The sequence below is a fragment of the Thermomonospora cellulosilytica genome (assembly GCF_014138835.1).
GTDB classification, from domain to species: domain Bacteria; phylum Actinomycetota; class Actinomycetes; order Streptosporangiales; family Streptosporangiaceae; genus Thermomonospora; species Thermomonospora amylolytica.
Genome location: NZ_JACJII010000001.1, coordinates 2,076,823 through 2,101,508 on the forward strand (window position 1 = coordinate 2,076,823; position 24,686 = coordinate 2,101,508).

22 protein-coding genes are annotated in these 24,686 nt (G+C 74.9%); 13 read left to right on the forward strand and 9 right to left on the reverse strand.

Features of this window, described 5'->3' with window-relative positions; translation table 11 throughout:
- The first annotated feature begins 13 nt into the window (after window positions 1–13).
- The 10 genes from HNR21_RS10015 (at window position 14) to HNR21_RS10055 (ending at window position 6,231) form a co-directional block, all read left to right on the forward strand.
- Window positions 14–268, forward strand: a complete 255-nt coding sequence (locus tag HNR21_RS10015) for a MoaD/ThiS family protein (RefSeq protein WP_182704982.1) — start codon at window positions 14–16, stop codon at window positions 266–268.
- A 118-nt stretch (window positions 269–386) separates the two neighbouring features.
- Window positions 387–1,076, forward strand: coding sequence for an LmeA family phospholipid-binding protein (locus tag HNR21_RS10020; protein ID WP_182704983.1), 690 nt, complete (start codon window positions 387–389; stop codon window positions 1,074–1,076).
- Window positions 1,077–1,130: 54 nt separating this feature from the next.
- Window positions 1,131–1,640, forward strand: a complete 510-nt coding sequence (locus tag HNR21_RS10025; RefSeq protein ID WP_312880960.1) for a sigma-70 family RNA polymerase sigma factor — start codon at window positions 1,131–1,133, stop codon at window positions 1,638–1,640.
- On the forward strand, window positions 1,637–2,359 hold the full coding sequence (locus HNR21_RS10030; protein ID WP_182704984.1) for an anti-sigma factor family protein: 723 nt from the start codon (window positions 1,637–1,639) through the stop codon (window positions 2,357–2,359). The genes HNR21_RS10025 and HNR21_RS10030 overlap by 4 nt, the downstream gene beginning before the upstream one ends.
- Before the next feature lie 54 nt (window positions 2,360–2,413).
- On the forward strand, window positions 2,414–2,836 hold the full coding sequence (locus HNR21_RS10035) for a TlpA family protein disulfide reductase (RefSeq protein ID WP_182704985.1): 423 nt from the start codon (window positions 2,414–2,416) through the stop codon (window positions 2,834–2,836).
- A 124-nt stretch (window positions 2,837–2,960) separates the two neighbouring features.
- Window positions 2,961–3,026, forward strand: a complete 66-nt coding sequence (locus HNR21_RS36615; RefSeq protein ID WP_376766623.1) for a putative leader peptide — start codon at window positions 2,961–2,963, stop codon at window positions 3,024–3,026.
- A gap of 73 nt (window positions 3,027–3,099) precedes the next feature.
- Entirely contained in the window at window positions 3,100–3,537 is a 438-nt protein-coding gene (locus HNR21_RS10040; protein ID WP_182704986.1) for a DUF4395 domain-containing protein, read from the forward strand.
- Window positions 3,534–4,373 carry a sulfurtransferase gene (locus HNR21_RS10045; RefSeq protein WP_119726913.1) on the forward strand — a complete coding sequence of 280 codons (840 nt, stop codon included), beginning with the start codon at window positions 3,534–3,536 and terminating at the stop codon, window positions 4,371–4,373. Before HNR21_RS10040 ends, HNR21_RS10045 begins: the two co-directional genes overlap by 4 nt.
- 59 nt (window positions 4,374–4,432) lie before the next feature.
- Entirely contained in the window at window positions 4,433–4,741 is a 309-nt protein-coding gene (locus HNR21_RS10050) for a DUF1416 domain-containing protein (RefSeq protein WP_119726914.1), read from the forward strand.
- A 236-nt stretch (window positions 4,742–4,977) separates the two neighbouring features.
- Entirely contained in the window at window positions 4,978–6,231 is a 1,254-nt protein-coding gene (locus tag HNR21_RS10055; protein ID WP_182704987.1) for a S8 family peptidase, read from the forward strand.
- 103 nt (window positions 6,232–6,334) lie between these two features.
- On the opposite strand, the gene HNR21_RS10060 is transcribed toward HNR21_RS10055, so the two are convergent.
- Complete coding sequence (locus HNR21_RS10060; protein WP_312880961.1) at window positions 6,335–6,766, reverse strand: pyridoxamine 5'-phosphate oxidase family protein; 432 nt, start codon at window positions 6,764–6,766, stop codon at window positions 6,335–6,337.
- 15 nt (window positions 6,767–6,781) lie between these two features.
- Window positions 6,782–8,368, reverse strand: a complete 1,587-nt coding sequence (locus HNR21_RS10065) for an MFS transporter (RefSeq protein WP_182704988.1) — start codon at window positions 8,366–8,368, stop codon at window positions 6,782–6,784.
- Window positions 8,369–8,537: 169 nt separating this feature from the next.
- On the opposite strand from HNR21_RS10065, the gene HNR21_RS10070 reads away from it, so the two are divergent.
- Entirely contained in the window at window positions 8,538–11,756 is a 3,219-nt protein-coding gene (locus HNR21_RS10070; protein ID WP_182704989.1) for an AfsR/SARP family transcriptional regulator, read from the forward strand.
- Here the strand turns inward: HNR21_RS10070 and HNR21_RS10075 are convergent, their stop codons facing one another.
- From HNR21_RS10075 to HNR21_RS10090, 4 genes are all read right to left on the reverse strand, one after another.
- A complete protein-coding gene (locus tag HNR21_RS10075; RefSeq protein ID WP_182704990.1) occupies window positions 11,757–12,569 on the reverse strand; it encodes a phytanoyl-CoA dioxygenase family protein in 813 nt (270 codons plus the stop codon).
- Window positions 12,570–12,645: 76 nt separating this feature from the next.
- Complete coding sequence (locus HNR21_RS10080) at window positions 12,646–14,217, reverse strand: class I adenylate-forming enzyme family protein (RefSeq protein ID WP_182704991.1); 1,572 nt, start codon at window positions 14,215–14,217, stop codon at window positions 12,646–12,648.
- Between the two features lie 50 nt (window positions 14,218–14,267).
- Entirely contained in the window at window positions 14,268–14,810 is a 543-nt protein-coding gene (locus HNR21_RS10085; protein ID WP_119726921.1) for an SRPBCC family protein, read from the reverse strand.
- Between the two features lie 55 nt (window positions 14,811–14,865).
- Window positions 14,866–15,861 carry an NADPH:quinone reductase gene (locus HNR21_RS10090; RefSeq protein WP_182704992.1) on the reverse strand — a complete coding sequence of 332 codons (996 nt, stop codon included), beginning with the start codon at window positions 15,859–15,861 and terminating at the stop codon, window positions 14,866–14,868.
- A gap of 406 nt (window positions 15,862–16,267) precedes the next feature.
- Here HNR21_RS10090 and HNR21_RS10095 point away from each other — a divergent pair, with 406 nt between their 5' ends.
- Entirely contained in the window at window positions 16,268–17,254 is a 987-nt protein-coding gene (locus HNR21_RS10095) for a helix-turn-helix transcriptional regulator (protein ID WP_182704993.1), read from the forward strand.
- Between the two features lie 324 nt (window positions 17,255–17,578).
- A complete protein-coding gene (locus HNR21_RS10100) occupies window positions 17,579–18,541 on the forward strand; it encodes a UbiA family prenyltransferase (RefSeq protein WP_182704994.1) in 963 nt (320 codons plus the stop codon).
- Between the two features lie 189 nt (window positions 18,542–18,730).
- On the opposite strand, the gene HNR21_RS10105 is transcribed toward HNR21_RS10100, so the two are convergent.
- The 3 genes from HNR21_RS10105 to HNR21_RS10115 all read right to left on the reverse strand — a co-directional run bounded on the left by HNR21_RS10105 (window position 18,731) and on the right by HNR21_RS10115 (window position 24,666).
- Window positions 18,731–21,040, reverse strand: a complete 2,310-nt coding sequence (locus tag HNR21_RS10105) for a LuxR C-terminal-related transcriptional regulator (protein ID WP_182704995.1) — start codon at window positions 21,038–21,040, stop codon at window positions 18,731–18,733.
- Between the two features lie 131 nt (window positions 21,041–21,171).
- On the reverse strand, window positions 21,172–22,590 hold the full coding sequence (locus HNR21_RS10110; protein WP_182704996.1) for an FAD-dependent oxidoreductase: 1,419 nt from the start codon (window positions 22,588–22,590) through the stop codon (window positions 21,172–21,174).
- A gap of 45 nt (window positions 22,591–22,635) precedes the next feature.
- Window positions 22,636–24,666, reverse strand: a complete 2,031-nt coding sequence (locus tag HNR21_RS10115) for a molybdopterin oxidoreductase family protein (protein WP_182708574.1) — start codon at window positions 24,664–24,666, stop codon at window positions 22,636–22,638.
- Between the last annotated feature and the right edge of the window lie 20 nt (window positions 24,667–24,686).

A 24,686-nucleotide genomic window follows, 5' to 3' on the forward strand; every position in this document is an offset into this window, starting at 1 on the left:
GATCCTGGAACACATGGCCAGGGGCACGATCAGGTACTGGGCGGCGGCGCGCGCCGCCGCGGGCGTGGAGTCCGAGCCGTACGAGGCGGCCACGCTGGCCGAGGCGCTGCACAGCGCCGGTGCGGCGAGGGACGCGGAGTTCGCCCGCGTCGTGGCGCGCAGTTCGTTCCTGGTCGACGGGACTCCCGTCGGCACCCGCCCGCACGACTCCGTCGCCCTGCGCGACGGCGCGGTCATCGAGGTGCTCCCGCCGTTCGCGGGTGGCTGATCTCACACCTTTTCGCCCGGTTCGCGAACCTGCCGGCCGGTCGCCGCGGTCCAACAGGTGAAGCCCGGCGACCGGCCCGGCTAGGGTTTGCGGGCACGCGGGCGTGAGGGAGATCGACATGCGCAAGGTTCTGGTCGCTCTGGTGATCGTGCTGGTCGTGGGGCTGGTCGCGGCCGACCGGATCGGCGTCCGGATCGCCGAGGACCGGATCGCCGCCGAGGTCGCCGCCCAGTACGACCTGACCGAACGGCCCGACGTCACCATCCACGGCGTCCCGTTCCTCACCCAGGCGATCGGCGGCGAGTACCGGCGCATCGAGGTCGGCATCCGCGAGTTCACCCAGCGCGACGTCACCGTCCAGGACGTCCGGGTCGAGATGCGCGACCTGCGGGCGCCCCTCGGCGACCTGATGAACGGCGTCACCAGCAACGTCGTGGCGGGCACCGCGACGGCCTCGGCGATCCTGCCGTACGAGCTCATGCGGCGGAACGCCCCCGACCAGGTCAGGGGCATCCGCGCCAAGGGCGAGGACCTGGAGGTCGAGCTGTCGGGCACCCTGGGCGGCCTCCCGGTGAACGGCACCGCCGTGGTCTCCGTCGAGGCCACCCCCGAGGGCGTGCGGGTCGTCCCGCGGTCCGTCGCCACCGGCGGCCTGCGGATCCCGGTCAACCTGGTCCGGCAGCGGCTGTCGTGGACCGTGCCCGTGCAGCGCCTGCCCATCGCCGCCCGCCTCACCGACATCCGGGTCACCCCGGAGGGACTGCGGGTGACCGCCACCGCACGGAACGTCCACCTGGGCGGTCTGTGAGCATTCCCCCGGGCGTCCGCTGAACCGGACGGAGAAGGCGTACGTGTCATCGACGTGGGACCGACCGCCGACGAACGCCTGCTGCGGGCGCTGTACGCCGAGCACGGCGGCCCGCTGCTCGGCTACGCCCTGCGGCTGACCCAGGGCGACCGCCAGCAGGCCGAGGACATCGTCCAGGAGACGCTGCTGCGCGCCTGGCGGCATCCCGACGCCCTCACCGGCCGGCCGGTCCGCCCCTGGCTGTTCACCGTCGCCCGCAACCTCGCCGTCGACGCCCACCGCGCCCGGCAGTCCCGGCCCCCCGAGACCGGCCTGAGCGAGCAGGCCCCGCTGCCCGCCGAGGACGACCTGGACCGGGCGCTGGAGTCCTGGACGGTCGCCGAGGCCCTGGCCGACCTGAGCCCGGCGCACCGCGCGGTGATCCTCGAGACCTACTACCGGGGCCGTTCGGTGGCCGAGGCCGCCCGGGTGCTGGGCATCCCGCCCGGCACCGTCAAGTCGCGCACCTACTACGCGCTGCGCGCGCTGAGGCTCGCCCTGGAGGAGCGGGGGTTGGCGCCATGACCATGACCTGTGACGAGGTCCGCCTCTCCCTCGGCGTGTACGTGCTGGGGGCCATCGACCCCGCCGAACGTTCCGCCGTCGACGCCCACCTGACCCAGTGCCCGGCCTGCCGCGACGAGCTGGCCGGCCTGGCCGGCCTGCCCGCCCTGCTCGGCCGGGTCGCCCCCGACCAGCTCGCCGCCCTCGCCGAGCCCCCCGACGACCTCCTGGAGCCGCTGCTGGCCGCCGCCGCGGCCGAACGCCGCCGCACCCCGTTCCGCCGGCTCGACCGTCCGGGCCGCTGGGCCCCGCTGGTCGCCGCGGCCGCCGTGGTCGTCCTGGTCCTGGCCCTCTTCGGCGGCTTCCTGGGTGACCGCTTCGGAGGCTCCCCCGACAGGGCCGCCCGGCCGCCGACCCCCACCTCCAGCGGGCACTCCTACCCGGTCCCGGAGGAGGAGCTGTCGGCGGCCGATCCCAGGACGGGCATCTCCGCCACCCTCCTGGTCAGGACCAAGAAGTCCGGCACCCAGGCCGAACTCCGCCTCGAGGGCGTCCCCCTGGGCAGCCGCTGCCGGCTCGAGGCCGTCGACCGCCACGGCCGCCGCGACTCCATGGGCAGCTGGGAGATCGCCTACCGCAGCTATCCCCACGTCGGCTCCTCGATGTTCCGGCGCGACCACATCACGGCCTTCGAGGTGGTCACCGAGGACGGCGAGACCCTCCTGAGGATCCCCGCCTAGCGGGAGGACGCCCGGCGGGAAGAAAGAAGGCGGCCGGAGGGTTGTGTCGGCACGATGACGGGTGCATTGGTCGCGGCCGTGGTGCTGCTGGCGGCGACGGTGTTCGGGCTGTGGCGCCGGCACCGTGACGGGCGGCTGCGCGAAGGGAAGGGCGACGTGCTGGACGGCGACCGGCTGACCGCCGCGGACCTGGGCGCGGAGCTGGGCGAGCGGGCGACGCTGGTGCAGTTCTCCACGGCGTTCTGCGCCCCCTGCCGGGCCACCCGGCGGATCCTGGGGGAGGTGGCCGCCATGGTCGACGGCGTCGCCCACATCGAGATCGACGCCGAGTCCCGCCTGGACCTGGTGCGCCGGGCGGGCGTCGTCCGCACCCCCACGGTCCTGGTCCTGGACGCCGCCGGGCGGGTGGTGCGGCGCGCCGCGGGAGCCCCCCGCAAGCCCGACGTGATCGCCGCCCTGGGCGAGGCGATCGACTGACCCCCGGCGGTCCGCACGGCGGAAGGTGTCGTTGCGGCAAGACATCCGTCTCGCCGCTCGAGACAGATGTGACATCTCTCGAGACAGCGCTTACCATCAACTCGTGCGTTACTGGACAGAGCAGATGCTCACGAAGCGTCGCGCGGTCGACTTCTGCCGCGTGTCCGCCTCGCTCTGTCGCATGGTCTGAGGCATCGAGCCCTTTTTCAGAGCCCCTCTGAGTTCCCCAGCTCGGACCACGTCTCAGCACCTGGAGCACCCTGATGCAGGTTGATCCGCGCGGGCAGCGTGTGGCCGCGGGCATCACCACGTTCGTCCTGGTGCTCGTGCTGGTGACCGGGAGCTGGGCACTGCTCGCCGCCCAGGCCGTGGTGTTCGCCATCGGAGCCCTGATCGGCCTGCGGTTCTCCCCGTACGGCATCCTCTACCAGGTCCTGGTCAGGCCTCGGATCGGGCCGCCCGCCGAGCTCGAGGACCAGGCCCCGCCGCGCTTCGCGCAGGGCGTCGGGCTGGTCTTCGCCGCGGTGGGAGTGGCCGGATACGCCCTGGGGACGGAGTGGCTCGGCATCGGTGCCACCGCCTTCGCGCTGGGGGCGGCGTTCCTGAACGCGGCGTTCGGGTTCTGCCTCGGCTGCGAAATGTATCTGCTGATCCGTCGCGTGATTCCCAACAACCGCTCCGACAGGGAGGTTCCAGCATGAGCCGCTCCGACGTCCTGGTGGACGCAGACTGGGTGGAGGCCCACCTCGACGACCCGGGCCTGGTCCTGGTGGAGGTGGACGAGGACGTGTCCGCCTACGACAAGGGCCACATCCGTGGCGCCGTGAAGATCGACTGGAAGACCGAGCTGCAGGACCCGGTGCGGCGCGACTTCGTCGACAAGACCGGGTTCGAGGAGCTGCTGTCCCGCAAGGGGATCGCCAACGACGACCTGGTCATCCTGTACGGCGGCAACAACAACTGGTTCGCGGCCTACGCGTACTGGTACTTCAAGCTGTACGGCCACGAGAAGGTCAAGCTGCTGGACGGCGGCCGCAAGAAGTGGGAGCTGGACTCCCGCGAGCTGGTCACCGAGGTGCCCGAGCGCCCGCGCACCGAGTACCGGGCCAAGGAGCAGGATCTGTCGATCCGCGCGTTCCGCGACGAGGTCGTGGACGCCATCGGCAAGCACAACCTGATCGACGTGCGGTCGCCCGACGAGTTCTCCGGCAAGCTGCTGGCGCCCGCCCACCTGCCGCAGGAGCAGGCGCAGCGCGCCGGCCACGTGCCGACCGCCCGCAGCATCCCGTGGTCCAAGGCGGCCAACGACGACGGCACCTTCAAGTCCGACGAGGAGCTGCGCGCCCTCTACGAGGAGGCGGGCGTCGACTTCAGCAAGCCCACCATCGCCTACTGCCGGATCGGTGAGCGCAGCTCGCACACCTGGTTCGCGCTGCGCGAGCTGCTGGGCCTGGAGAACGTCAAGAACTACGACGGCTCCTGGACCGAGTACGGCTCGCTGGTCGGCGTCCCGATCGAGCTGGGCGAGCCCAAGTAAGCGGCGGGGGCGCGGCGTCGTCCCCCTCATCCGACGAACTTCGAGAGCAGGAGACACCCATGACCCAGGGCTGCGCAGCGCCCGCCCAGACCGCCCACCTGCCCGCGACCGTCGACCTGGCCAACGAGGCGGTCATCCAGGGCACCGTCACCCGCGGCGGCGTCCCGGTGCCGAACGCCTACGCCCGGCTGCTGGACTCCTCCGGCGAGTTCACCGCCGAGGTCGTGACCGGCGAGGAGGGCGTGTTCCGCTTCTTCGCCGCCGACGGCGAGTGGACCGTGCGCGTGCTGGCCGCCGGCGGCGTGAGCGTGGACACCGCGGTGACCGCCAAGACCGGCGAGGTGGCCGCCGTCGAGGTCGCCATCTGATCCGGCGGAACGCCCGACCAGGGCCCCGCCCCCGGACCTCCGGGCGGCGGGGCCCGGTGTTTTCCGCCGGAACGCGGCGTGCGGGAAAACGCCCGCCCGGTGAAATGGGCCCGGCCGGCATCGGCCATCGGACAGGCCTCATCCGGCCTTTCCGGGGATATGCCCGGGTGGCCGGTAATGCTCTAGAGTCTGCTACGACCCTGCATTCGGGGACGTTTTCGGGAAGGGATCGGGGCTTGCTCGCGCGACGGGTGGCATGGTGCACGACGGTGCTGCTGGCCGCACAGCTCACGACCACCGGAATGGCGGCGGCCGCCCCCTCGCCGTCGCCGACCCGGACGGCCAAGGCCAAGCCGACCCGGTCCGCCCGCCCGGCGCCCCAGCCGCAGCGCCCCCGGCAGCAGAGCAACTGCCAGCTCGAGCAGGGCAGCCCGGCCAGCCAGATCCAGGGCGAGCCGTGGGCCCAGCAGCGGCTCGGCTTCACCGACGTGTGGCAGCAGACCAAGGGCGGGGGCGTCACCGTCGCCATCGTCGACAGCGGCGTCGACACCTCCCATCCGCAACTGCGGGGGAAGGTCGCCGAGAGCGTCGACGTCACCGGCAGCGGCCTGCAGGACTGCGTCGGGCACGGCACCGAGGCGGCCGGGATCATCGCCGCCCGGGACATGCGCCACCAGCGGATCCCGTTCCTGGGGGTGGCCCCCGGGGTGAAGCTGATCTCCATCAAGGCGGCGGTGGGCCGTACCGACAACGACCCCCGCTGGACCGCCGAGGGCATCCGCAAGGCCGCCGACATGGGCGCCAAGGTCATCAACGTCTCCTCGCAGACCCCCAACTACCGGTTCCTGCAGGAGGCCGTGGAGTACGCCCAGAGCAAGGACGCGCTGATCGTCGCGGCCGCCGGCAACATCCAGGACGAGCAGCGCGGCACCGCCACCGCCGCCTACCCCGCCGCCTACGAGGGCGTCGTCTCGGTCGGCGCGATCGGCCCGGAGGGCTCCCTGGCCCAGTTCTCCAACGCCAAGACCCCGGTCAGCGTGATCGCCCCCGGCGAGAACATCATCACCACCTGGCCGGGCGGCACCTACAAGAGCGACAGCGGCACCAGCTTCGCCGCCCCCTACGTGGCGGGCGTCGCCGCCCTGGTCCGCTCGTACTATCCCCGCCTGAACTACCGGCAGGTCAAGCGCCGTCTCGAGCTCACCGCCGACGGCGGCACCGTGACCGGCACCGGCGGCGGCATGGTCAACCCGGGTTACGCCGTCACCGCCGTCCTCGAGGGCGAGTCCCGCGGCGTCATCCCCACCACCCGGCCCCGCACCGTCTCCATCGCCCGCCCCGAACCCGAGGACGCCTTCACCCGCAACCTGGCCCTGTCCGTGGCCGGCGGCGCCCTGGCCCTGGCCGCCACCGCCATAGCCGCCGGCGTCGTCATCCCCGCCGGCCGCCGCCGGGGCTGGCGGCCCACCCGCCGCGACCCGGCCTCCTGAGCCGGACGCCCCGCCGCGGACTCCCGGCGGGCGCCGCACCACGACCGCGAGGCCCGCGCCCGCCGGGACGCCCCGGCGGGCGCGGGCCTTCACGGCTGCGGGGTCACCCCCGGGAGGAGTCGTAGGTGCGCCAGCGTTCCGGGCGGACCCGGACGGTCACCATGTCGGCCAGGGTGCCCTTGGTGGCCTCGAACCAGGCCCGGCCCTCCTCGGGCCCCAGGTACTTGATGGACCTGGCGAGCTGCTCGTCGGGGTCCACCGGCTCCTCGGCGACGACCGGGCCCTCGACCGAGACGTACCGGACGGGCATCTCCTCGGTCTGCACCAGGAAGCCCACCCGGCCCGCGGCCCGGATCAGCTCCATCTTGCGGCTGCGGGCGCCGGTGGAGAAGCGGATCTCGCCGCCCGGCTCGTAGTCGTAGCCGATCGGCACCACCAGCGGCCCGCGGCCGTCGACGTCGGCCACGCTCAGCACCCCGACGTGCACGTCCGCCAGGAACCGTTCCCGCTCCTGGACGCTCATCCGCGTCGACACGACCGCCTCCCGTCGTCAGTTGTGCGCCGGCACGCCGTCCGGCCGGTCCGCGGCGTCCTCGTCCTGGCCCTCCGGGGCGGGGCGCACGCCGCGCAGCAGCCGCACCACCGCCGCCGCCACGCCCACCGCGAGCACCGCGCCGGTGAGGGCGGTCGCGTTGAGCCCGCCGGTGAACGCCTCCCTGGCGACGTCCAGCACCTGGTCGCCCAGCGCGCCGGGCAGCCGCTCGGCCGCCGCGGCGGCCTCCACCAGGCTGTCACGGACGGCCTCGACCGTCCGCTCCGGCAGGCCGGCCGGCAGGGAGCCGTCCAGTCCGGCACGGTAGACCGCGCCGCCGACGCTGCCCAGCACCGCGATGCCCAGCGCGATCCCGAACTCGCTGCTGGTCTCCGACATGGCCGCCGCCGAGCCGGCCTTCTCCGGCGGCGCGGAGGCCACCACCATGTCCGTGGTCAGCAGCATCAGCGGGGCCAGCCCGCCGAAGGCCAGCACCATCCCGGCCACCAGCAGCCCGCGCCCGGACCCGGCGTCCAGCAGGCCCAGCAGCACGAACCCGGCGGCGGCGACCAGCAGCCCGCCGGCGATGACCAGGTCCGGCCGGTGGCGGGCGGCCAGGCCCGGCACCACCAGCGCGGCCGCCGCCATCACGATCGTGGCCGGCAGCAGCCACAGGCCGGTGCCGATCGGCGACTCGCCCAGCACGAGCTGCACGTACTGCGACAGCAGCAGGAAGACGCCGCCCCAGATGAACTGGCCGGCCAGCAGCGTGCCCAGCGCCCCGCGGAACGCCCGGACCCGGAACAGCCGCAGGTCCAGCAGCGGCGCGGCCAGCCGGTTCTGCCGGCGCACGAACAGCGCCGCGAACACCGCGCCGACCACGATCAGCGCCGCCGGCACGGCCGCGAGCCCGTCCTCGGCGATCTCCTTGATGCCGTAGATGACCGGCAGGATCGCCGCCAGCGACAGCGCCACGCTGAACAGGTCCAGCCGGCCGCCCCGCGGGTCGCGGTACTCCGGCAGCAGCACCGGCCCCAGCACCAGCGTCAGCACCATCACCGGCGCGCCGATCAGGAACGCCGAGCCCCACCAGAAGTGCTCCAGCAGCGCCCCGCCGACCACCGGGCCGACCGTGGCGCCCAGCATGAAGCAGGTCATCAGGATGGAGATCGCCGCGGTGCGCTGCCGGGCGTCCGGGAACATGTTGCGGATCAGCGCCAGCGTGGACGGCGCCAGCGTGGCCCCCGCCACGCCCAGCAGGGCGCGGGTGAGGATCAGCATCTCGGCGCTGGTGGAGTAGGCGGCGACGATGGAGGCGACGCCGAACGCCGCCGCGCCGATCAGCAGCAGCCGGCGGCGGCCGATCCGGTCGCCCAGCGTGCCCATGGTGATCAGGAATCCGGCCACCACGAACCCGTAGACGTCCTGGATCCACAGCATCTGCACGCCGCTGGCGTCCAGGTCGGCGCTGATGTGCGGGAGCGCCAGGAACAACACCGTGTTGTCCATGGCGATCAGCAGGATGGGCAGGGTGAGCACCGCCAGCCCGAGCCATTCGCGCGGCCCCGCCCGCACGGGGGACGCCGCGGTGGCGTTCGCGGACATCGCAGTGACCTCCTCTCGACGCTGAACGACGGAAGCCCTTCACAACACCTGTGGCCGCCGGCCGCGTCGAGGCAGGGTCCAGCCGGCCGGGCGGATCCGTGACCAGCCTGCCGGGGCCGTCTCACAGCCGTCTCACAGCCCGCTCACGGCACTGGGCTACGGTGGCGCCATGCGGTTCGGTGTGCTCGGCCCGCTCGGCGTGTGGACGACCGACGGCCGGCCGGTCGACGTTCCGGGGGCGACGGTGCGCGCGCTGCTGGCCGACCTGCTGGTGCACGCGGGGCGGCCGGTGTCGGCGGACCGGCTGGCCGAGGACCTGTGGGAGGGCGCGCCGCCCGGCAACCCGTCCGGCGCGCTGCACACCAAGATCTGGCAGTTGCGGCGGGCGCTGGAACGGGCCGAGCCGGGCGGCCGGGAGCTGGTGGCCTCCCGGCCGCCGGGCTACCTGCTGCGGGTGAACGCGGACGCGGTCGACGCCGGCCGGTTCACCGCCCTGGCCGACCGGGCCCGCCAGACCGCCGATCCGCGGGAGCGCGCGGCGCTGCTGGCCGACGCGCTGGCGCTGTGGCGCGGCGCGGCCTACGCCGACTTCGCCGACCGCGGCTTCGCCCGGGCGGAGATCACCCGGCTGGAGGAGCGGCGGCTGACCGTCCTGGAGGAGTGGGCCGAGGCGCGGCTGGAGACCGGCGACCACGCCGCGCTGGCCGACGAGCTGGGCGCGCTGGTGGCCGAGCATCCGCTGCGGGAGCGCCTGCACGCGGCGTACATGCTGGCGCTGCACCGGGCCGGGCGGCGCAGCCGGGCGCTGGAGGTGTACCGGGAGCTGCGCGAGCGGCTGCGGGACGAGCTGGGCCTGGATCCGGGCCGCGAGGTGGCGGCGGTGCACGAGGCCGTGCTGCGCGAGGACACGACGCCGCGGCCGCCGCCCGCCCCCCGGCGCGCCGGGCTGCCCGCGCCGCTCACCGACCTGATCGGCCGGGAGGACGCGCTGGAACGGGTGGACGCGCTGCTGGCCCGGGGCAGGCTGGTGACGCTGACCGGCCCGGGCGGGGTGGGCAAGACCCGGCTGGCCGTGGAGGTGGCCCGGCGGCAGGGCGAGGCGTTCCCCGACGGCGTTCACCTGGTGGAGCTGGGGACGCTGGGCGCCTCGGCCGACCGGGCGGCGCTGGAGGAGGCCGTGGCGACCGTCCTGGGCCTGCGCGACGCGCCCGGCCGGACCCGGCCCGGCGGCCCGGGCGACCGGCTGGTGGGCGCGCTGCGCGCCCGGCGGTCGCTGCTGGTGCTGGACAACTGCGAGCATGTCGCCGACACCGCCGCCGAGCTGGCCGAGTTCCTCCTGCAGTACGCGCCGGACCTGCGGATCCTGGTCACCAGCCAGGTGCCGCTGGGCATCCCCGGCGAGCAGGTGGAGGTGGTGGCGCCGCTGCGGGTGCCCGCCCCGGACGCGGACCCGGCGGCGGTGGCCGGGTCGGCGGCGGCGCGGCTGTTCACGGCGCGGGCCGCGGCGGCGGCGCCCGGATTCGCCCTCGACGCGGGCAACGCCGCGGCGGTCGCGGCGATCTGCCGCCGGCTGGACGGCATCCCGCTGGCGCTGGAGCTGGCGGCCACCCGGGTCCGCGCGATGGGGGTGCACGAGCTGGCGCACCGGCTGGACGACCGGTTCCGGCTGCTGGACTCGGGCCGGCGGGCGGCTCCGCCCCGGCAGCGCACGCTGCGGGCGATGATCGACTGGAGCTGGGAGCCGCTGGGCGACGCCGAACGCGCGGTGCTGCGCCGGCTGGCCGTGCACGCCGACGGCTGCACCCTGCACGCCGCCGAGCGGACCTGCGCGGGCGCGCCGGTGGCCGCCGGGCAGGTCCCCGGGCTGCTGGCCAGGCTGGTGGACCGGTCGCTGGTGGCGGTGACCGACGGGGCGGACGGCCCCCGCTACCGGCTGCTGGAGACGGTCGCGGCGTACTGCACCGAACGGCTGCGCGAGGCCGGCGAGCTGGACCGGGCGACCGCCCGCCACCTGCGTCACTACACCGCGCTGGCCGAGGAGGCCGAACCGCAGTTGCGCGGCCACGGGCAGCGGCGCTGGCTGGCGGTCCTGGACGCCGAGACCGCCAACCTGCGCGCCGCGCTCGACGGGGCGGTCCGGGACGGGGCCGCGGACTCGGCGCTGCGCCTGGTCAACGCGCTGGCCTGGTACTGGATCCTGCGCGGCCGGCTGCGGGAGGCCGCCCGGTCGCTGGACCGGGCGCTGGCGCTGGACGGCCCGCCGGGGGCGGCGGCCGAGGCCGCGGCCTGGCGGGCCGGGGTCGGGCTGATGACCGGGGAGGCGGTGCGGCTGCCCCCGCCGTACGAGCGGCGGGACGGCGATCCGGTCCGGCTGGCCAGGGCGCACTGGTTCCTGGGCGCCGCGCTGTTCAACTTCGGCGACCGCACGGCCGGGGAACGGGTGGCGACCCGCGCGCTGGCCGACTTCCGCGCCCTCGGCGACCGGTGGGGGGAGGCGGCGGCGCTGTGGACGCTGGGATGGTACGCGCTGGTCCGCTGCGACCTGGCGGCGCTGCGCCGCGACGCCGAGCGCAGCCACGAGCTGTTCCGCGCCCTCGGCGACCGCTGGGGGCAGCTGCAGGCCACCGACAACCTCGCCGAGCTCGCCGAGATCACCGGGGACTACGCGCAGGCCGCGCGGCTGCACCGGGACGGGCTGGCCATCGCCGAGGAGCTGGGGCTGTGGACCGACGTGCCGGTCAAGCTGGCCGGGCTCGGCCGGATCGCGCTGCTGACCGGCGACCCCGCGCGGGCCGCCGAGCTGTACGGGCGGGCCCGGCGGATGGCCGCCGAGCAGTCCAACCGGTTCTGGGAGATCGTCGCCGTGGCGGGGCTGGGCGCCGTGGCCCGCCGGCGGGGCGACACCGACCTGGCCGAACGGCACCTGCGCGAGGCCCTCGACGGCTACCGCCGGATCGGCTACGAGCCCGGGATCGCCCAGACCCTGGCCGACCTGGGGTTCCTGGCCGAGCGGCGGGGCGATGTGGACGAGGCGCTGGCCCTGCACCTGGAGGGAAGCGCCGCCGCGCGGGCCACCGGCGACCCCCGCGCGGTCGCGCTGGCCCTGGAGGGGCTGGCCGGTGTGCGGGCGCGCGCCGGTGACCACGCCCACGCGGCCCGCCTGCTCGGCACCGCCGCCGCGACCAGGGAGGCGGTGGGCGCGCCGCTGCCGCCCGCCGAACGTTCCGAGGTGGACCGGATCGCGGCGGCGGCGCGGCGGGCGCTGGGGGAGGAGGTCTTCGCGGCCGAGCTGGCCCGCGGCCGGGACACCGGGCCCGGCGAGCAGCTCGCCGCCTTCACGGGCGCGGCGGCCGGCGGTGCGCCACCGCCGGCCGCCGCGGAGGGATGATCAGCCCTGGCCGGTGCCGACCAGGGGGAACCGGTCGCCCTGCAGCGGAGCCCCCTCGTCGAGCCCGCCGAGGTCGGGGTCCTCGGCGTACAGCTCGCGGTAGTAGGGGTTGGGCACGTAGGTGGCGTCGGCGCCCATGTAGATGGTGGCCAGCGCCACCCGGGGCTGGTCGGTCTCGTTGACGCCCGCCACGTGCACGGTCCGCCAGTGGTGGAAGCTGACGCCGCCCTCGCGGACCGGGACCGTGATCCGCGGCTGCCACACCAGCTCCGGCCAGTGCTCCAGCGGGTACTCGTCGGCGTCGGGCCCGGCCTCCGGCTTCTCGGGCCGGGTGTGCGAGCCGGGGATGTAGCTCATGCAGCCCCGCTCCACCGGCACGTCCATCAGCGGCACCCACGCGGTCAGCGCCCCCGTCGGGCTGGTGAACGGCAGGATGCTGCGGTCGGCGTGCGGCGGGGTGATGGTGGTGCCCGCCTTGCCCTCCTTGCGCAGCAGTTCGCTCTTGAACAGCCGCAGCGGGCCGCCGGCCAGCCGCTCGGCGATGCCGGCGACCCGGGGGTGCGCGGCCAGCCGCCGCATGATCTCGCTGACCCGGTGCGCGTCGGCGACCCAGTCCAGGGCGATCGCGCCGTCGCCCATGTCCCAGGTCTTCTTGTCCTCGTTCGTCAGCAGCCGCTGCGCCTCCGCGCGGAACTCCGCGATCTCCTCCGTGGTCAGCACGTTCGGCACGTGCACGAAGCCCTGCTCGCGGAACCTGGTGACGAACTCCTCCGGCAGCGTGTCCGGCGTGGTGAGCTCCTGGGTGTCCAGCACGTGTGCAACTCCTTCCTGGCCTGGTCAGGTCGGGTCCGGCCGGGTTCGCGGTCGTGGCCGCGGGCCGTCCGGCGGGTCAGCCCGCCTGGCCGGCGGCCCGCAGCGTCCTGGCCAGCTCCAACCTCTTGATCTTGGTGGTGGCGGTCTGCGGCAGCTCGTCGTGCCGCAACTGGACCGGCTCGGCCAGCGGCGGCAGGTCCCGCACGGCGGCCTCCCAGGCCGTCCGGTCCAGCGGCTTGTCGTCGCGGGTGGCCACCACGGGCAGCGGACGGCCGTTCTCGTCGGGGATGATCACCACCTCGACCAGCTCCGGCAGCCGCAGGAACAGCTTGTCCTCCAGCTCCAGCGTGCTGTCGATGCCCTCGATCTCGTCGACCTCGCGGTCCAGCAGGTGCAGGCATCCCCAGCGGGTGCGGTAGCCCAGGTCGCCCATCCGCCACCAGTCGCCCTTGGCCTGCTTCTCCCAGCGTTCGTGCTCGCCGAGGTAGGTCACGATCCGCCCGTCGCTGCGCACCTCGATGTAGCCGGGGTTGCTGCGGGTCGGCCGGCGGCCGTCGCGGCTGACCACCCGCACGTCGGTCATGCCGGGGAACGGCACGCCCACGCACCGGCCGTCGGCGTCGGGGGAGCGCCGCCGGCTGTAGGTGCGGGCGGCGATCGGGCCGACCTCGCTCTGCCCGTACGCCTGGGCGAACATCGGGTTGCGCCGCCGCGAGGCGGCCAGCATCTTGTGCACGGTGCGCGGGTGGATGGCGTCGAAGGTGCTGCTGAAGTACTTGACGTTGGCCAGCGGCCCGCGCGGGTCGTCGGCCAGCACCTCCCAGCGCAGGAACGTGTTGGGGTGCGCCTCGATGAACCCCGGCGGGATCCGGGCGAACAGGTCGGCCACCGTCTCCGGGTCGTCCTCGCGGAGCACGATCAGCGGGTGTCCCTGCAGCACCGAGATCGGCATGGCGGTGTACATCCGCGAGTGCACGAACGACACGTGGACGGCGACCGGCTCCCGCCTGCCGACCCCCAGCTTCACCACCGTCGCCTGCGGGCGGTAGCGGGCCTGGAAGGTGCGGCCGGTGTGCACCGCCAGCTTGGGGATGCCGGTCGTCCCCGAGGTGTGGGTGATCAGGGTCGGGTGGTCGGGGGGCATGGTGACCGGGGCGACCCGGGCCGCCCCGGCCAGCGACGCCAGCTCGGTGGCGTCGGGATGGCTGCCGGAGGCGAGCAGCACCCGTTCGGACAGCTCGAAGACCTCGGCGGTCAGCTCGGTGTCCAGCTTGGCCTGGTCGGTGATCAGGTACGGCTGGTTGAACCGGCGCAGCAGCTGGGCGACCGTCCAGCCGTCCAGCTTCGGCGACAGCAGCGCCGGCACCGCCCCGATCCGCGCCAGCGCGCAGGCCAGCAGTGAGATGTCGAAGTTGTTGCTCTTGTGCACGACCACGTGCTGCCCGGGGCGGACCCGGGCGGCCCACAGCCGGGAGGCCAGGTCGTCGACCAGGTCGGCCACCTCGGTGAGGGTCAGCCGCCGCCCCACCTCGGGGGCGACGTCCAGGTCGTGGTCCAGCACGACCGGGCTCGCCGGGTGCCGGGCCGCGGCGCGGTCGAACAGCGTGCCCAGCCGGATTCCCCGGTTGAAGATGCGCTGCAGGAACATGTGTGTGCCCTTCCGCGGGTGTCAGGGGACGCGGTGCCGCGCCCGGGCGGTCACGACCCCTCGATGACCTTCTTGATGGCCCGCAGCGTCTCCGCCAGGTCGCCCTCCAGCTTGGCGGTCCAGTCCACGATGAACTGCTTGCGCTGCGGCTCGTCCAGGTCCTTGACGATCTTGCGGATGCCGACGGTGGCCTTGCCCATCCGGAAGTGGTGGGTCAGCCGGCAGCCGCCCTCGGCCGGCGCCATGTCGAAGCCCCAGATGCTCTCCTGGTCGGCGCCGGCGTGCGAGAGCATCATCCAGCGGAACGTGCGGCCCGGTTCGGCGGCGACCACCCGGGCCTCGGTGTACCAGGTGCCGCGCACCAGGGGCGCCCAGGCCACCACGTCCTCGCTGCGGACGTTGCGGCCCCGGAAGACCGCCCCCACGGTGGCCGGCTCCCCGGAGACCCACTCCCCGCCCCGGCACTCGGGGCTCCATTCGCCACTGCGCGGCAGGTCGCTGACCACGGCGTAGACCTGCTCGGGGGTGGCGTTCACCACGATGTCGGCGCTGAGCTCGAAAAGCGGTGAGCTGTCGATGATGGAAGTGCTCATGGCCCAGATCCTGAACGGGGTCCCGGGGGCGGCCAATCGGCGCGGCGATGGTTCGTCAGGTCGAGCGGTCCAGGCCCGGCAGCAGGACCAGCTTGCGGCCGGTGGCCTCGCCGGACTCCACCCGGCGGTGCGCGTCGGCGGCGGCGCTCAGCGGCAGCCGCTCCACCCCGGGCGGGCGCAGCGTCCCGGCGGCCGCCAGCCGGCCGATGTGCGCGGCGGCCTCGGCCAGTTCGGTGGTGGTGGCCTGCGAGATGGCGAACCCGGCCACCGAGCAGTTCTTCAGGTAGAGCGGCCCGACCGGCAGCACCGGGCGGGTGCGCATGCCCGACAGCACGACGATCCGCCCGCCCTTGGCGAGCAGGTCCACCGCCGTGGTCAGGTCGTTGCGCGCGGCGGTGTCCAGGTACAGGTCCACCCCGTCCGGCCCGGACGCCTTGCGGATCAGTTCGGCCGCGTCGGGGTCGCGGTAGTCGACCACCTCGGCGGCGCCCCGGGACCGGACGGAGTCGGCGTGCTCGGCGCGGGCGACCGCGACGACGTGCGCGCCCGCCTGGGCGGCCATGGTCACCAGCGCGCTGCCCACGTTCCCGGCGGCGCCGACCACCACGACGTTCTGGCCGGCGCGGACCCGGCCGTGGGTGAACAGCGCCAGGTACGCGGTGGCGGCGGGATGGGCGAGGGCCACCAGTTCGGCGTCGTCGGCCCCGTCCGGGACGCGGTACAGCCGGTCCGCCGGGACCACCGCCAGTTCCGCGGCGGCGCCCTGCCGTCCGGCGTGGCCGAGGCTGTTGCACCACACGCGGTCGCCGGGCGCGAACCCGGGCGCGCCGGGGCCGGCCTCGACGACCGTGCCGACCAGGTCGCGGCCGATCACGAACGGGAAGGGGACCTCGGTGCGCCAGGCCCCCGAGCGCACGAACGTGTCCACGTGGTTGACCGCGACGGCCGTCACCTCGACCAGCACGTCGTGGGGACCGGGACGCGGATCGGGCAGCGGGCCGTACCGGATGACGTCCGGCGGGCCGAAGCGTTCGATGTAGGCGGCGTGCATGTCAGCCGATTGTGGCCGGGCCCCGGCCGCCGGCGCCCGCCCGGCGGCGGGAGTGTGTCAGGTCGTGCCGCGGGGCTCGGCGGAACCATTGAAAAATGAATTTTCAACGCCATTCCGCCTGGTGAACGCGGTGGCCGTGGCGTCCCTTCCTGATGACCGGGTGGTCGTGCGCCGGCGGCCGCCCGCCGGGCCGATCCCGGTGGCGCGGCGAAAAGGCGCAATGCCCGGAGCGGTGCCAGGTCGGAACGGTCCAACGTTCTTTGCCGAAAAGGGCGGACCGTTGTTCGGGCGGTGACCGGGCCGTGAGATCGATAGCTGTAATAGAGCTTAATATCCGCGTAAAATCTCACGGGTCGGCCGGGACGAGGATCGCGCCGGGCCGGGTGATCGATCTCGGGGAGGCCGGATGGATCTCGACTGCCTGGGCATCTCCGCCGAGGTCGAGCAGGTCTACCGGCATCTGCTCCGGCACCCCGACCAGGACCCGGCCGCGGTGGCGGCCGAGCTGGCGATGCCGCTCGAGGCGGTGCGGGCGGCGGTGGCCCGGCTGGCGGAACTGGCGCTGCTGACCGTGGACGGCTCCGGGGTGCACCTGACCGATCCCGCCGTCGGTTTGGAACGTCTCATCGGCGACCGGCTGGAGGAACTGCACGAGGAGGTGCGCCGGACGCTGGCCGCGCGCGCCGCGATCGGCTCGTTCCACCGCGACTTCCGGCAGGGCGCCAACGCCCGGCCGGTCCCCGACATAGAGCGGGTGGACGGCCTGGCCCGGGTCCGGCAGCGCATCGACGACCTGGCCTTCTACGCCAGCCGGGAGACGCTGTGCCTGCAGCCGGGCGGCCCGATGGCGGCCGGCGCCATCGAGGCGGCGCGCGGCCCCGACATGCGCTCGCTGCGCCGCGGCATCACGCTGCGCTCGGTGTTCCACGCCCGGGTCCTCAACGACCAGGAGGTCTGCGACTACCTGCACGACCTGAGCGCGATGGGCAGCCAGATCCGGATCACCGAGGACCGGATCAACCGGCTGCTGGTGTACGACCGGGCGGTGGCGGTCGTGCCGGTGGACCCGGCGCGGGCCTGGCGGGGCGCGCTGCTGGTGCGCGAGCCCGGCCTGGTGGCCCAGATGGTCGCGCACTTCTACACCACCTGGGACGCCGCCCGCGACCTCAAGGAGTACCTGGCCGCCCGCGAGGGCGGCGGGCCGCAGATCAGCGAGCACGACCGGGCCGTGCTGCGGGCGCTGGCCAGCCACGACAAGGACGAGGCCGCCGCCCGGCAGCTCAACATCTCGGTGCGCACCTTCCGGCGGCACGTCGCCGACCTGATGGGCCGCCTCGGCGCCGCCAACCGTTTCCACGCCGCGCTGCTGGCCAAGGAGAACGGCTGGATTTGACGTGCTTCCCGGTTCAGAGGCCGGGTTCAGTCCGTGCCGCGGTTGCGGCACCTCTGGTGGCTTCCTGTTTCACCGGGTCCTGCCCATCGCCGTCAGGCGACGGGTCTTACGGTCCCTCCGCAGGCGCACGATGAGCACAGTTTCGCGCTGGGGAACCGCCCGCGCCCTGGGACGCTCCCTCGCGCCGACCTCGAAGACCGGAGCACTGTCCGGCATGCCGATAGCACCCAGAAATTGCTATTTCCCGACGTCGTCCGGCTGGGTAGCCTCGCGGCCGGAACCCGCTGGTCACCGCATCGGCCCAGGTCATTGTCGGGAGTCGAGATGGCTGCGAACACCGGGGTCCGGGCGTCGCCCGGCCTGCTCAAGACCGTGGTGAGCTACGCCCGGCTCGCCAAGTTCGAATTCGTGCTGGACTTCTATCTCGCCCTCGTCGTCGCCTGGACGGCGCTGCGGCCCGACGCCCGCCTGGACGGCGTGGTGCTGGGCACGCTGGTGCTGTACTGGCTGGGACAGACCGGGGTGCTGGCCGCCGTGATGACGCTGGACGACGTCAACGGCGTCCGCGACGGCAGCGACCAGGCGAACTACCTCGGCGGATCGGCCACCGAGCTGCGCCCGCTGCGCCGCAAGCCGCTGCTGACCGGGGCGCTGACGGTCCAGCAGGCGCTGCGGTTCGGCCATCTGGCCATCGTGTGGGGCGCGCTGTGGTGGATCGTCGCCGCCGCGGTGGCGCCGCACCGGCCCGCCTGGGTGCTGGTGACGGCCGCGCTGCTGCTGACGCTGAGCGTGCAGTACTCCTGGGGGCTGCGGCTGAGCTACCGGGGGCTCGGCGAGGCGCTGCTGCTGCTGTCCCCGGCCGGGTTCGTGGTGGTGCCCTACGGGCTGGCCGCCGGCGAGCTGCCCGGGCTGCTGCTGGTCGAGGCGCTGCTGTTCGGGTTCGGCCAGCTGCTGATCGGCGCCTACTCCAACACCAACGACATCGAGGGGGACGCCGCGGTCGGCCGCCGCACCGTGGCGGTGCTGACCTCGCCGCGCGGGAACCGGATCTTCCTGGGCGCGCTGACGGCGGCCAACCTGCTGCTCATCGCGCTGCCCTCGGTGACCGGCTGGGGGCCGTGGTGGTTCGCGGCGGCGCTGGCCCCGGCGGCGGCGCTGCGGCTGCGGCAGTACGGCTCGTTCCTGCGCACCGGGGACCCGCTGGTGGCCCGCCGGCGCGGGGTGGTGACCTTCCGCGTCACCGTGGCCTGCACGGTCGTGGCCAACCTGCTGTACCTGGGCTGGTGACGGGCCGGCCCGGCCGGAAGGCGCCCGGCCCCGGTGCGCGACCGGGGACGGGCGCCGACTCTTGTCAGCCCCACATCTGACCGTTCTCGCCGTACTGGAACGGATCCTGGGGACCGGGCATGCTCCACCTCCTTCCTCGGTCGGGGCGCCGGGACGGGTGGTGCGCCGGTGCCGGGCCGGGTGCGGCGGCTAGGCGGCCGGGTCGGCCTCGCCCAGCAGCCGGGTCATCCAGCTCGCCACCTGGACCCGGGAACAGCAGTCCAGCTTGCGCATGATCTTGCGGAGATGGTTGACCACGGTCCACTCCGCGATGCCCAGCCGGCGGGCGATCTCCCGGTTGGTCAGGCCGCGGGCGACCAGCTCGGCCACCTCCAGTTCGCGTTCGGTCAGCGGGGTGTCGGCCGGGCGGACCCGGGCCGGCCGGCGGCCGCGCAGCGGGGCCAGCGTCTCGGCGACCACGTCGCCCGGCTCGGCGGACCGGCCGGCCCGCCACGCCTCCTCGAACGCCTCCTCGCCCAGCCGTGACCGCGCCTGCGCCAGCGTGCCGTCCAGCGCGGCGGGCTGCGGGGACGGGCAGCCGACGACGGTGCGCAGCCGGTCCGCCGCCGCCAGCGCCCGCACCGCCCGTCGCCAGGACTCGGTCATCCGGCCGTGCCGGGCGGTCAGCAGCAGCACGTACCGCTCCAGCCCGGCGGCGCACGCCGGCAGGTCGCCCAGCTCGCACAGCCGGGTCAGCGACTGCCGGTACAGCCGCTCGGCCTCCTCACCCTCGCCGCGGTCGCCGGCGATGTGCGCGAGCAGGCAGCGGGTGAGCGCGACGTTGCGGGTGTCGTCCTGCCGCAGGAAGACGTGCAGCGCCCGCTCGGCCAGCTCCCTGGCCTGCTCCGGCCGGCCCTGGGCCCGGCGGCACTCGGCCAGGTCGCGCAGCGCCAGCGCGTGCCCCCTGGCGGTCCCGGCGTCGCGCAGCGCCCGCACCGCCCCCTCCAACAGCCGGCCGGCCTCCGCCAGCTCCCCCCGATGGCAGGCCAGCAGTCCCAGCAGCCGCTCGCAGGCCGCCGCGCCCGAGTCGTCCTGCATCTCCCGGTACGCCGCGCGGGCCTGGGTCAGCCGCCGGTGGGCTTCGTGGTGCTCGCCCGACCACAGCAGCAGCTCCCCGAGCAGCCGCTGCGCGCCGGTGCCCAGGTGGCGGGGGAGCGCGCCGGTGGCCAGTCCCTCCGACAGCCAGTGCACGCCGTCGCGGAGCCGGCCGTTGATCAGCCAGTGCCGGCGCAGCGCCAGGGTGAGCGCCACCGCCTCGGCGTTCTCGCCGGTGGAGGTCAGCAGGCGCAGCGCGGCCATCAGGTCGGGATGCACCTGCGCCAGCATGTCCAGCCAGCGGGCCTGCTCGGCCCCGGACAGCCCGTCCTGCGCGGCCTTGACGACGCCGGCGAAGTGCTCGGCGTGCTCGCGCATCAGGCGGTCCCGTTCCCGCGGGGGGATCGCCTCCAGCAGCCGCCGCCGGATCAGCCCCAGCATCTGGAAGCCGATCTCGCCATCGGGGCACTCCTGGGCCTGCAGCAGGTTGCGGTCCACCAGCCGTTCCAGGATCCGGCGGGCCCGGGCGGGCGGGGCGCCGCCCAGGTCCACCGCCGAATCCAGCCCGAACGGCCCGTGGAAGCACGCCAGCCGGCGCAGGAACGCCGCGTCCTCCTCCTCCAGCCGCGCCAGCCGGGACTCGATCGCCGCCCGCATGCAGTGGTGCCGGGACGCGCAGTCGCCCGGACCGCCCGACAGCGCGCCCAGGTCCTCCTCCAGCTCGGCCAGCAGCCGCTGCGGAGAGGTCAGCTTCATCCGCGCCGCGGCCAGCTCGATCGCCAGCGGCAGCCCGTCGGTGCGGGCGCACAGCGCGGCCACCGCGGCGGCGTTGTCCTCGGTCAGCGCGAAGTCCGGCCGCGCCGCCCGGGCCCGCTCCAGGAACAGCCGGACCGCCGGGACATCGCGCAGCCGGGCCGGGTCGTCGGCGGACTCCGGCACCGCCAGCGGCCCGAGCCGGTACAGGTTCTCGCCGTACACGCCCAGCGGCTCGTCGGCGGCCACCAGGACCGTCAGCCGGGGGCAGGCCGCCAGCAGCCCGGGCAGCACCTGCCGGAGCGTGTCCATGATCTGCTCGCAGTGGTCCAGGGCGAGCAGGAAACGCCGATCCCGCACGCCGTGCACCACGCCCTGTGCCAGCGCGTCGGGATCGGCCTGCGGATCGGTCGGTGAGCTGAGAAAACGCCCGCCGTCGGGGAATTCGGAAAGGACGTCGTCGAAAACGGCCGCGGCCAGGCGGCTCTTGCCGACGCCGACCGGGCCGGTGACGGTGACCAGGCGGATGTGCGGATCGGTCAGCCTGGCGCCCAGTTCGCGGATGTCGGTCTCCCGGCCCACCAGCGGTGTCGGGGCCTGGCCCGGCGGAAGGTGCGGACCGTCGGGGAGGGCGGGTTCGAGCGCCAGCACGGAATTTCTGCGGGAGTACATGTACTCTGCCCCTTCGGACGAACCGACAGAAACAGGACCCTGCCGTTCAGCAGGCTAAGCAGCGCGCGACCCTTTCCGGCGCTCGAAAGCTGTCAGGAAGATGACGATCGATGGCAGCAAGCTGCCGATGATCAACCCGCCGTGACCGACGTCCGGGCCAGTTCCGCGATCAACCGCTCGACATCGGCCCGGCAGGTGCCGCAGCCGGTGCCGCAGCGGGTCGCCGCCGACACCGCCGCCAGGTCGCGCGCCCCGGCGGTGCAGGCGCGCGCCACGGCCTCACGGGTGACCCCGTTGCAGCGGCACACCACGGCGTCCCGGGCCGCGGGCGCCGCCCCGCCCCATCCGGCGAACAGCAGGGCGGCCGGGTCGGAGGGCACCCGATCGCCCCGGTCGAAGAACTGGGCGACCACCCCGGCGGTGGAGTCGTCGCCCAGCAGCAGCGCCCCGACCAGCCGCTCGTCGCGCAGCACCAGCTTCTTGTAGACGCCGCGCCCGCCGTCGCGGAACACCACCACCTCCGGGCCGTCGTCGTCCCAGGACGGCTCGGTGCCCGACTCGCCCATCGCGACCAGGTCGATGCCGGGGGCCTTCAGCCGGGTCACCGACCGCACCCCCGTGTAGCGGTCCGCGGCACCGGGGTCGGTGAGCCGTGTCGCCAGCAGCCGCGCCTGCTCCCAGGCGGGGTCCAGCAGCCCGGCCGCCACGCCCCGGTGCTGGGCGCAGTCGCCGATCGCGTGGATGCGCGGATCACTGGTGCGCAGGTCGTCGTCGACCACGACGCCCCGCTCGACCCGCAGCCCGCACGCGGCGGCCAGCCCGGTACGGGGCCGCACCCCGCAGGAGACCACCACCAGGTCCGCCGGCAGCGTGCGGCCGTCGGACAGCACCAGCTTCTCCACCCGGTCGCCGCCGGACACCGCGGCCACCGTGGCGTTCAGTTCCACCTCGATGCCCTGCCCGGCGTAGATGCGGCGCAGGATCCGCGCCGCCCCGTCGTCGAGGTGCCGTTCCATCAGGCGCGGCGCGGCGTGCACCACCGTCACCCGCGCGCCCAGCCGGGCCAGGCCCCGGGCGGTCTCCAGCCCGAGCAGCCCGCCGCCGACCACGACCGCCTCCCGGGCCCGCGCGGCGGTGGCGGCGATGGCGTGGCAGTCGTCCAGCGTGCGGAAGGTGAAGACCCCGGCCGGCAGCGGGCCCGGCAGCGGCATGACCGGCTCGGCCCCGGTGGCCAGCACCAGCACGTCGTACGGCAGCGTGTCGCCGTCGCCGAGCAGCACCCGCCGGGCGGCCCGGTCGATCGCCCGCACCGGGGTCCCCAGCCGCAGCGCGTACCCGCGTTCGGCGAACCAGGCCGGGCCCTCCAGCGCGATGCCCGCCCAGGTGGTCCGGCCGGCCAGCAGTTCGGTGAGCTGGACCCGGTTGTACGGCGGATGGGGTTCGGAGCCGACCACGGTCAGGTCGATCCGCCCGGCGGCGTCCCGCCGCGCGATCTCGGCGGCCAGCCGCGCGCCCGCCATCCCGGCGCCGACGACGAGGACGTGCGTCATCGAGACTCCTCCGCGCAGACCCCCGCCTTCGGGCGGGGGAGGACGTCAAGGGCGATCTCTTTCCAGGCGCACCGCGCAGACCTTGAACTCGGGCATGCCCGAGACGGGGTCCGGCGCGGAGTTGGTGACGAGGTTGGCGCGCTGCTCTCCGGCCCAGTGGAACGGCATGAACACGGTGTCCAGCCGGATCCGTTCGGTGAGCCGGGCCGGTGCCCGCGCGGTGCCGCGCCGGGACACCACCCGCACCGGGTCGCCGTCGGCGCATCCGAGGCGTTCGGCGAGCAGCGGGTGCATCTCCACGTACGGCTCGGGGGCGGCCTCGCGCAGGGTCGGGCTGCGGCGGGTCTGCGCCCCGCTCTGGTACTGCGCCAGGATCCGTCCCGTGGTCAGGTGGCAGGGGAAGGTCTCGTCGGTCTCCTCGGCGGCCGGGCGGTGCTCGGCCGCGACGAACCGGGCCCGCCCGTCCGGGGTGCGGAACCGGTCGGCGAACAGCCGCGGCGTCCCCTCGGGCGGGCCGCCGGCGGGGCACGGCCAGTACACCGGCTCCCCGGCGGCGAGCCGGTCGGGGCGGACGCCGGAGTAGTCGGCGACGCCGCCCGCGCTCGCCCGGCGCAGCTCGGCGAACACCTCGGCGGGGTCGGCGGGGAACCCGTCGCGGTGCCCCAGCCGGCGGGCGAGCGCGGAGACGATCTCCAGGTCGGTGCGGACCCCGGGGGGCGGGTCGACCGCCCGCCGCCGCAGCAGCACCCGCCCCTCCAGGTTGGTCATGGTGCCGTCCTCCTCGGCCCACTGCGCGGCGGGCAGCACCACGTCGGCGTGCTCGGCGGTCTCCGACCGGACCAGGTCGGTCACCGCCAGGAAGTCCAGGGCGGCCAGGCGCCGCTGCACCCGGCCCGCGTCCGGCGCGGAGACCACCGGGTTGCTGCCGAACACCAGCAGGGCGCGCGGCCCGCCGGGGGTCCCGAGCGCGTTCAGCAGTTCCCGCGCCGGCAGGCCGGGGCCGGGCAGGTCGGCCTCGTCCACCCCCCACACCCGGGCGACGTGGCGGCGGGCGCCGGGATCGTCGATGCGCCGGTAGCCGGGGAGCTGGTCGGCCTTCTGCCCGTGCTCGCGCCCGCCCTGCCCGTTGCCCTGCCCGGTCAGGCTGCCGAACCCGCAGCCGGGACGCCCCGGCAGCCCCAGCGCCAGCGCCAGGTTGATGAAGGCGTGCACGGTGTCGGTGCCCTTGCTGTGCTGCTCGGCGCCGCGTCCGGTCAGCACCACCGTGCCGCCGCGCGAGCGCCCGGCGGCCAGCAGTTCCACGGCGGTCTCCAGGGCGCTGGCCGGGACGCCGGTGATGCGCTCCACCCGGGCCGGCCAGTAGCCGGCCGCGACCCGGCGGGCCTCCTCGAACCCGGTGGTGCGGGCCGCGATGTAGGCGTGGTCGGCCAGCCCCCGGGCGATGACCAGGTGCAGCAGCCCGTACGCCAGCGCCAGGTCGGTGCCGGGGGCGGGCTGCAGGTGCACGGTGGCGGCGCGGGCGGTGGGGGTGGACCGGGGGTCGGCGACGACCAGGGCGCGGCCGTCGCCGGGGCGGGGGAGGTGACCGGCCAGCGGGGGCATGGTCTCGGCCGGGTTGGCGCCGACGAGCATGACCGTGCCCGCGGTGCCGACGTCGGTCAGCGGGAACGGCAGCCCGCGGTCGATCCCGAAGGCCCGGCCGGCCGCGGCGGCGGCCGAGGACATGCAGAACCGCCCGTTGTAGTCGATGTTCGCGGTGCCCAGCGCGACCCGGGCGAACTTGCCCAGCAGATAGGCCTTCTCGTTGGTCAGCCCGCCGCCGCCGAACACCGCCACCGCGTCCGGCCCGTGCGCGTCGCGGATCCGGCGGACCTCGGCGGCGATCCGGTCCAGTGCGGCGTCCCAGGTGACGGGCCGCAGCGGCGCGTCGCGGCGGTCCCGCATCAGCGGGGTGGCCAGCCTGACGCCGGGGTCCAGCAGTTCGGCGGCGGCCCAGCCCTTCTGGCAGAGCCCGCCACGGTTGGTGGGGAAGTCCCGTGGCTCCACCGCGACCCCGTCGTCAGGGTGGAGCCACATCGCGCACTGCAGCGCGCAGT

Excerpts from the sequence above, each read along its gene's own strand:
- HNR21_RS10080 (WP_182704991.1), bottom strand. The coding sequence starts at position 14,217 with ATGTTCCTGCAGCGCATCTTCAACCGGGGAATCCGGCTGGGCACGCTG.
- HNR21_RS10035 (WP_182704985.1), top strand. The coding sequence starts at position 2,414 with ATGACGGGTGCATTGGTCGCGGCCGTGGTGCTGCTGGCGGCGACGGTG.
- HNR21_RS10105 (WP_182704995.1), bottom strand. The coding sequence starts at position 21,040 with ATGTACTCCCGCAGAAATTCCGTGCTGGCGCTCGAACCCGCCCTCCCC.
- HNR21_RS10070 (WP_182704989.1), top strand. The coding sequence starts at position 8,538 with ATGCGGTTCGGTGTGCTCGGCCCGCTCGGCGTGTGGACGACCGACGGC.
- HNR21_RS10050 (WP_119726914.1), top strand. The coding sequence starts at position 4,433 with ATGACCCAGGGCTGCGCAGCGCCCGCCCAGACCGCCCACCTGCCCGCG.
- HNR21_RS10100 (WP_182704994.1), top strand. The coding sequence starts at position 17,579 with ATGGCTGCGAACACCGGGGTCCGGGCGTCGCCCGGCCTGCTCAAGACC.
- HNR21_RS10115 (WP_182708574.1), bottom strand. The coding sequence starts at position 24,666 with ATGTGGCTCCACCCTGACGACGGGGTCGCGGTGGAGCCACGGGACTTC.
- HNR21_RS10110 (WP_182704996.1), bottom strand. The coding sequence starts at position 22,590 with ATGACGCACGTCCTCGTCGTCGGCGCCGGGATGGCGGGCGCGCGGCTG.
- HNR21_RS10085 (WP_119726921.1), bottom strand. The coding sequence starts at position 14,810 with ATGAGCACTTCCATCATCGACAGCTCACCGCTTTTCGAGCTCAGCGCC.
- HNR21_RS10045 (WP_119726913.1), top strand. The coding sequence starts at position 3,534 with ATGAGCCGCTCCGACGTCCTGGTGGACGCAGACTGGGTGGAGGCCCAC.
- HNR21_RS10020 (WP_182704983.1), top strand. The coding sequence starts at position 387 with ATGCGCAAGGTTCTGGTCGCTCTGGTGATCGTGCTGGTCGTGGGGCTG.
- HNR21_RS10015 (WP_182704982.1), top strand. The coding sequence starts at position 14 with ATGGCCAGGGGCACGATCAGGTACTGGGCGGCGGCGCGCGCCGCCGCG.
- HNR21_RS10030 (WP_182704984.1), top strand. The coding sequence starts at position 1,637 with ATGACCATGACCTGTGACGAGGTCCGCCTCTCCCTCGGCGTGTACGTG.
- HNR21_RS10090 (WP_182704992.1), bottom strand. The coding sequence starts at position 15,861 with ATGCACGCCGCCTACATCGAACGCTTCGGCCCGCCGGACGTCATCCGG.
- HNR21_RS10095 (WP_182704993.1), top strand. The coding sequence starts at position 16,268 with ATGGATCTCGACTGCCTGGGCATCTCCGCCGAGGTCGAGCAGGTCTAC.
- HNR21_RS10065 (WP_182704988.1), bottom strand. The coding sequence starts at position 8,368 with ATGTCCGCGAACGCCACCGCGGCGTCCCCCGTGCGGGCGGGGCCGCGC.
- HNR21_RS10040 (WP_182704986.1), top strand. The coding sequence starts at position 3,100 with ATGCAGGTTGATCCGCGCGGGCAGCGTGTGGCCGCGGGCATCACCACG.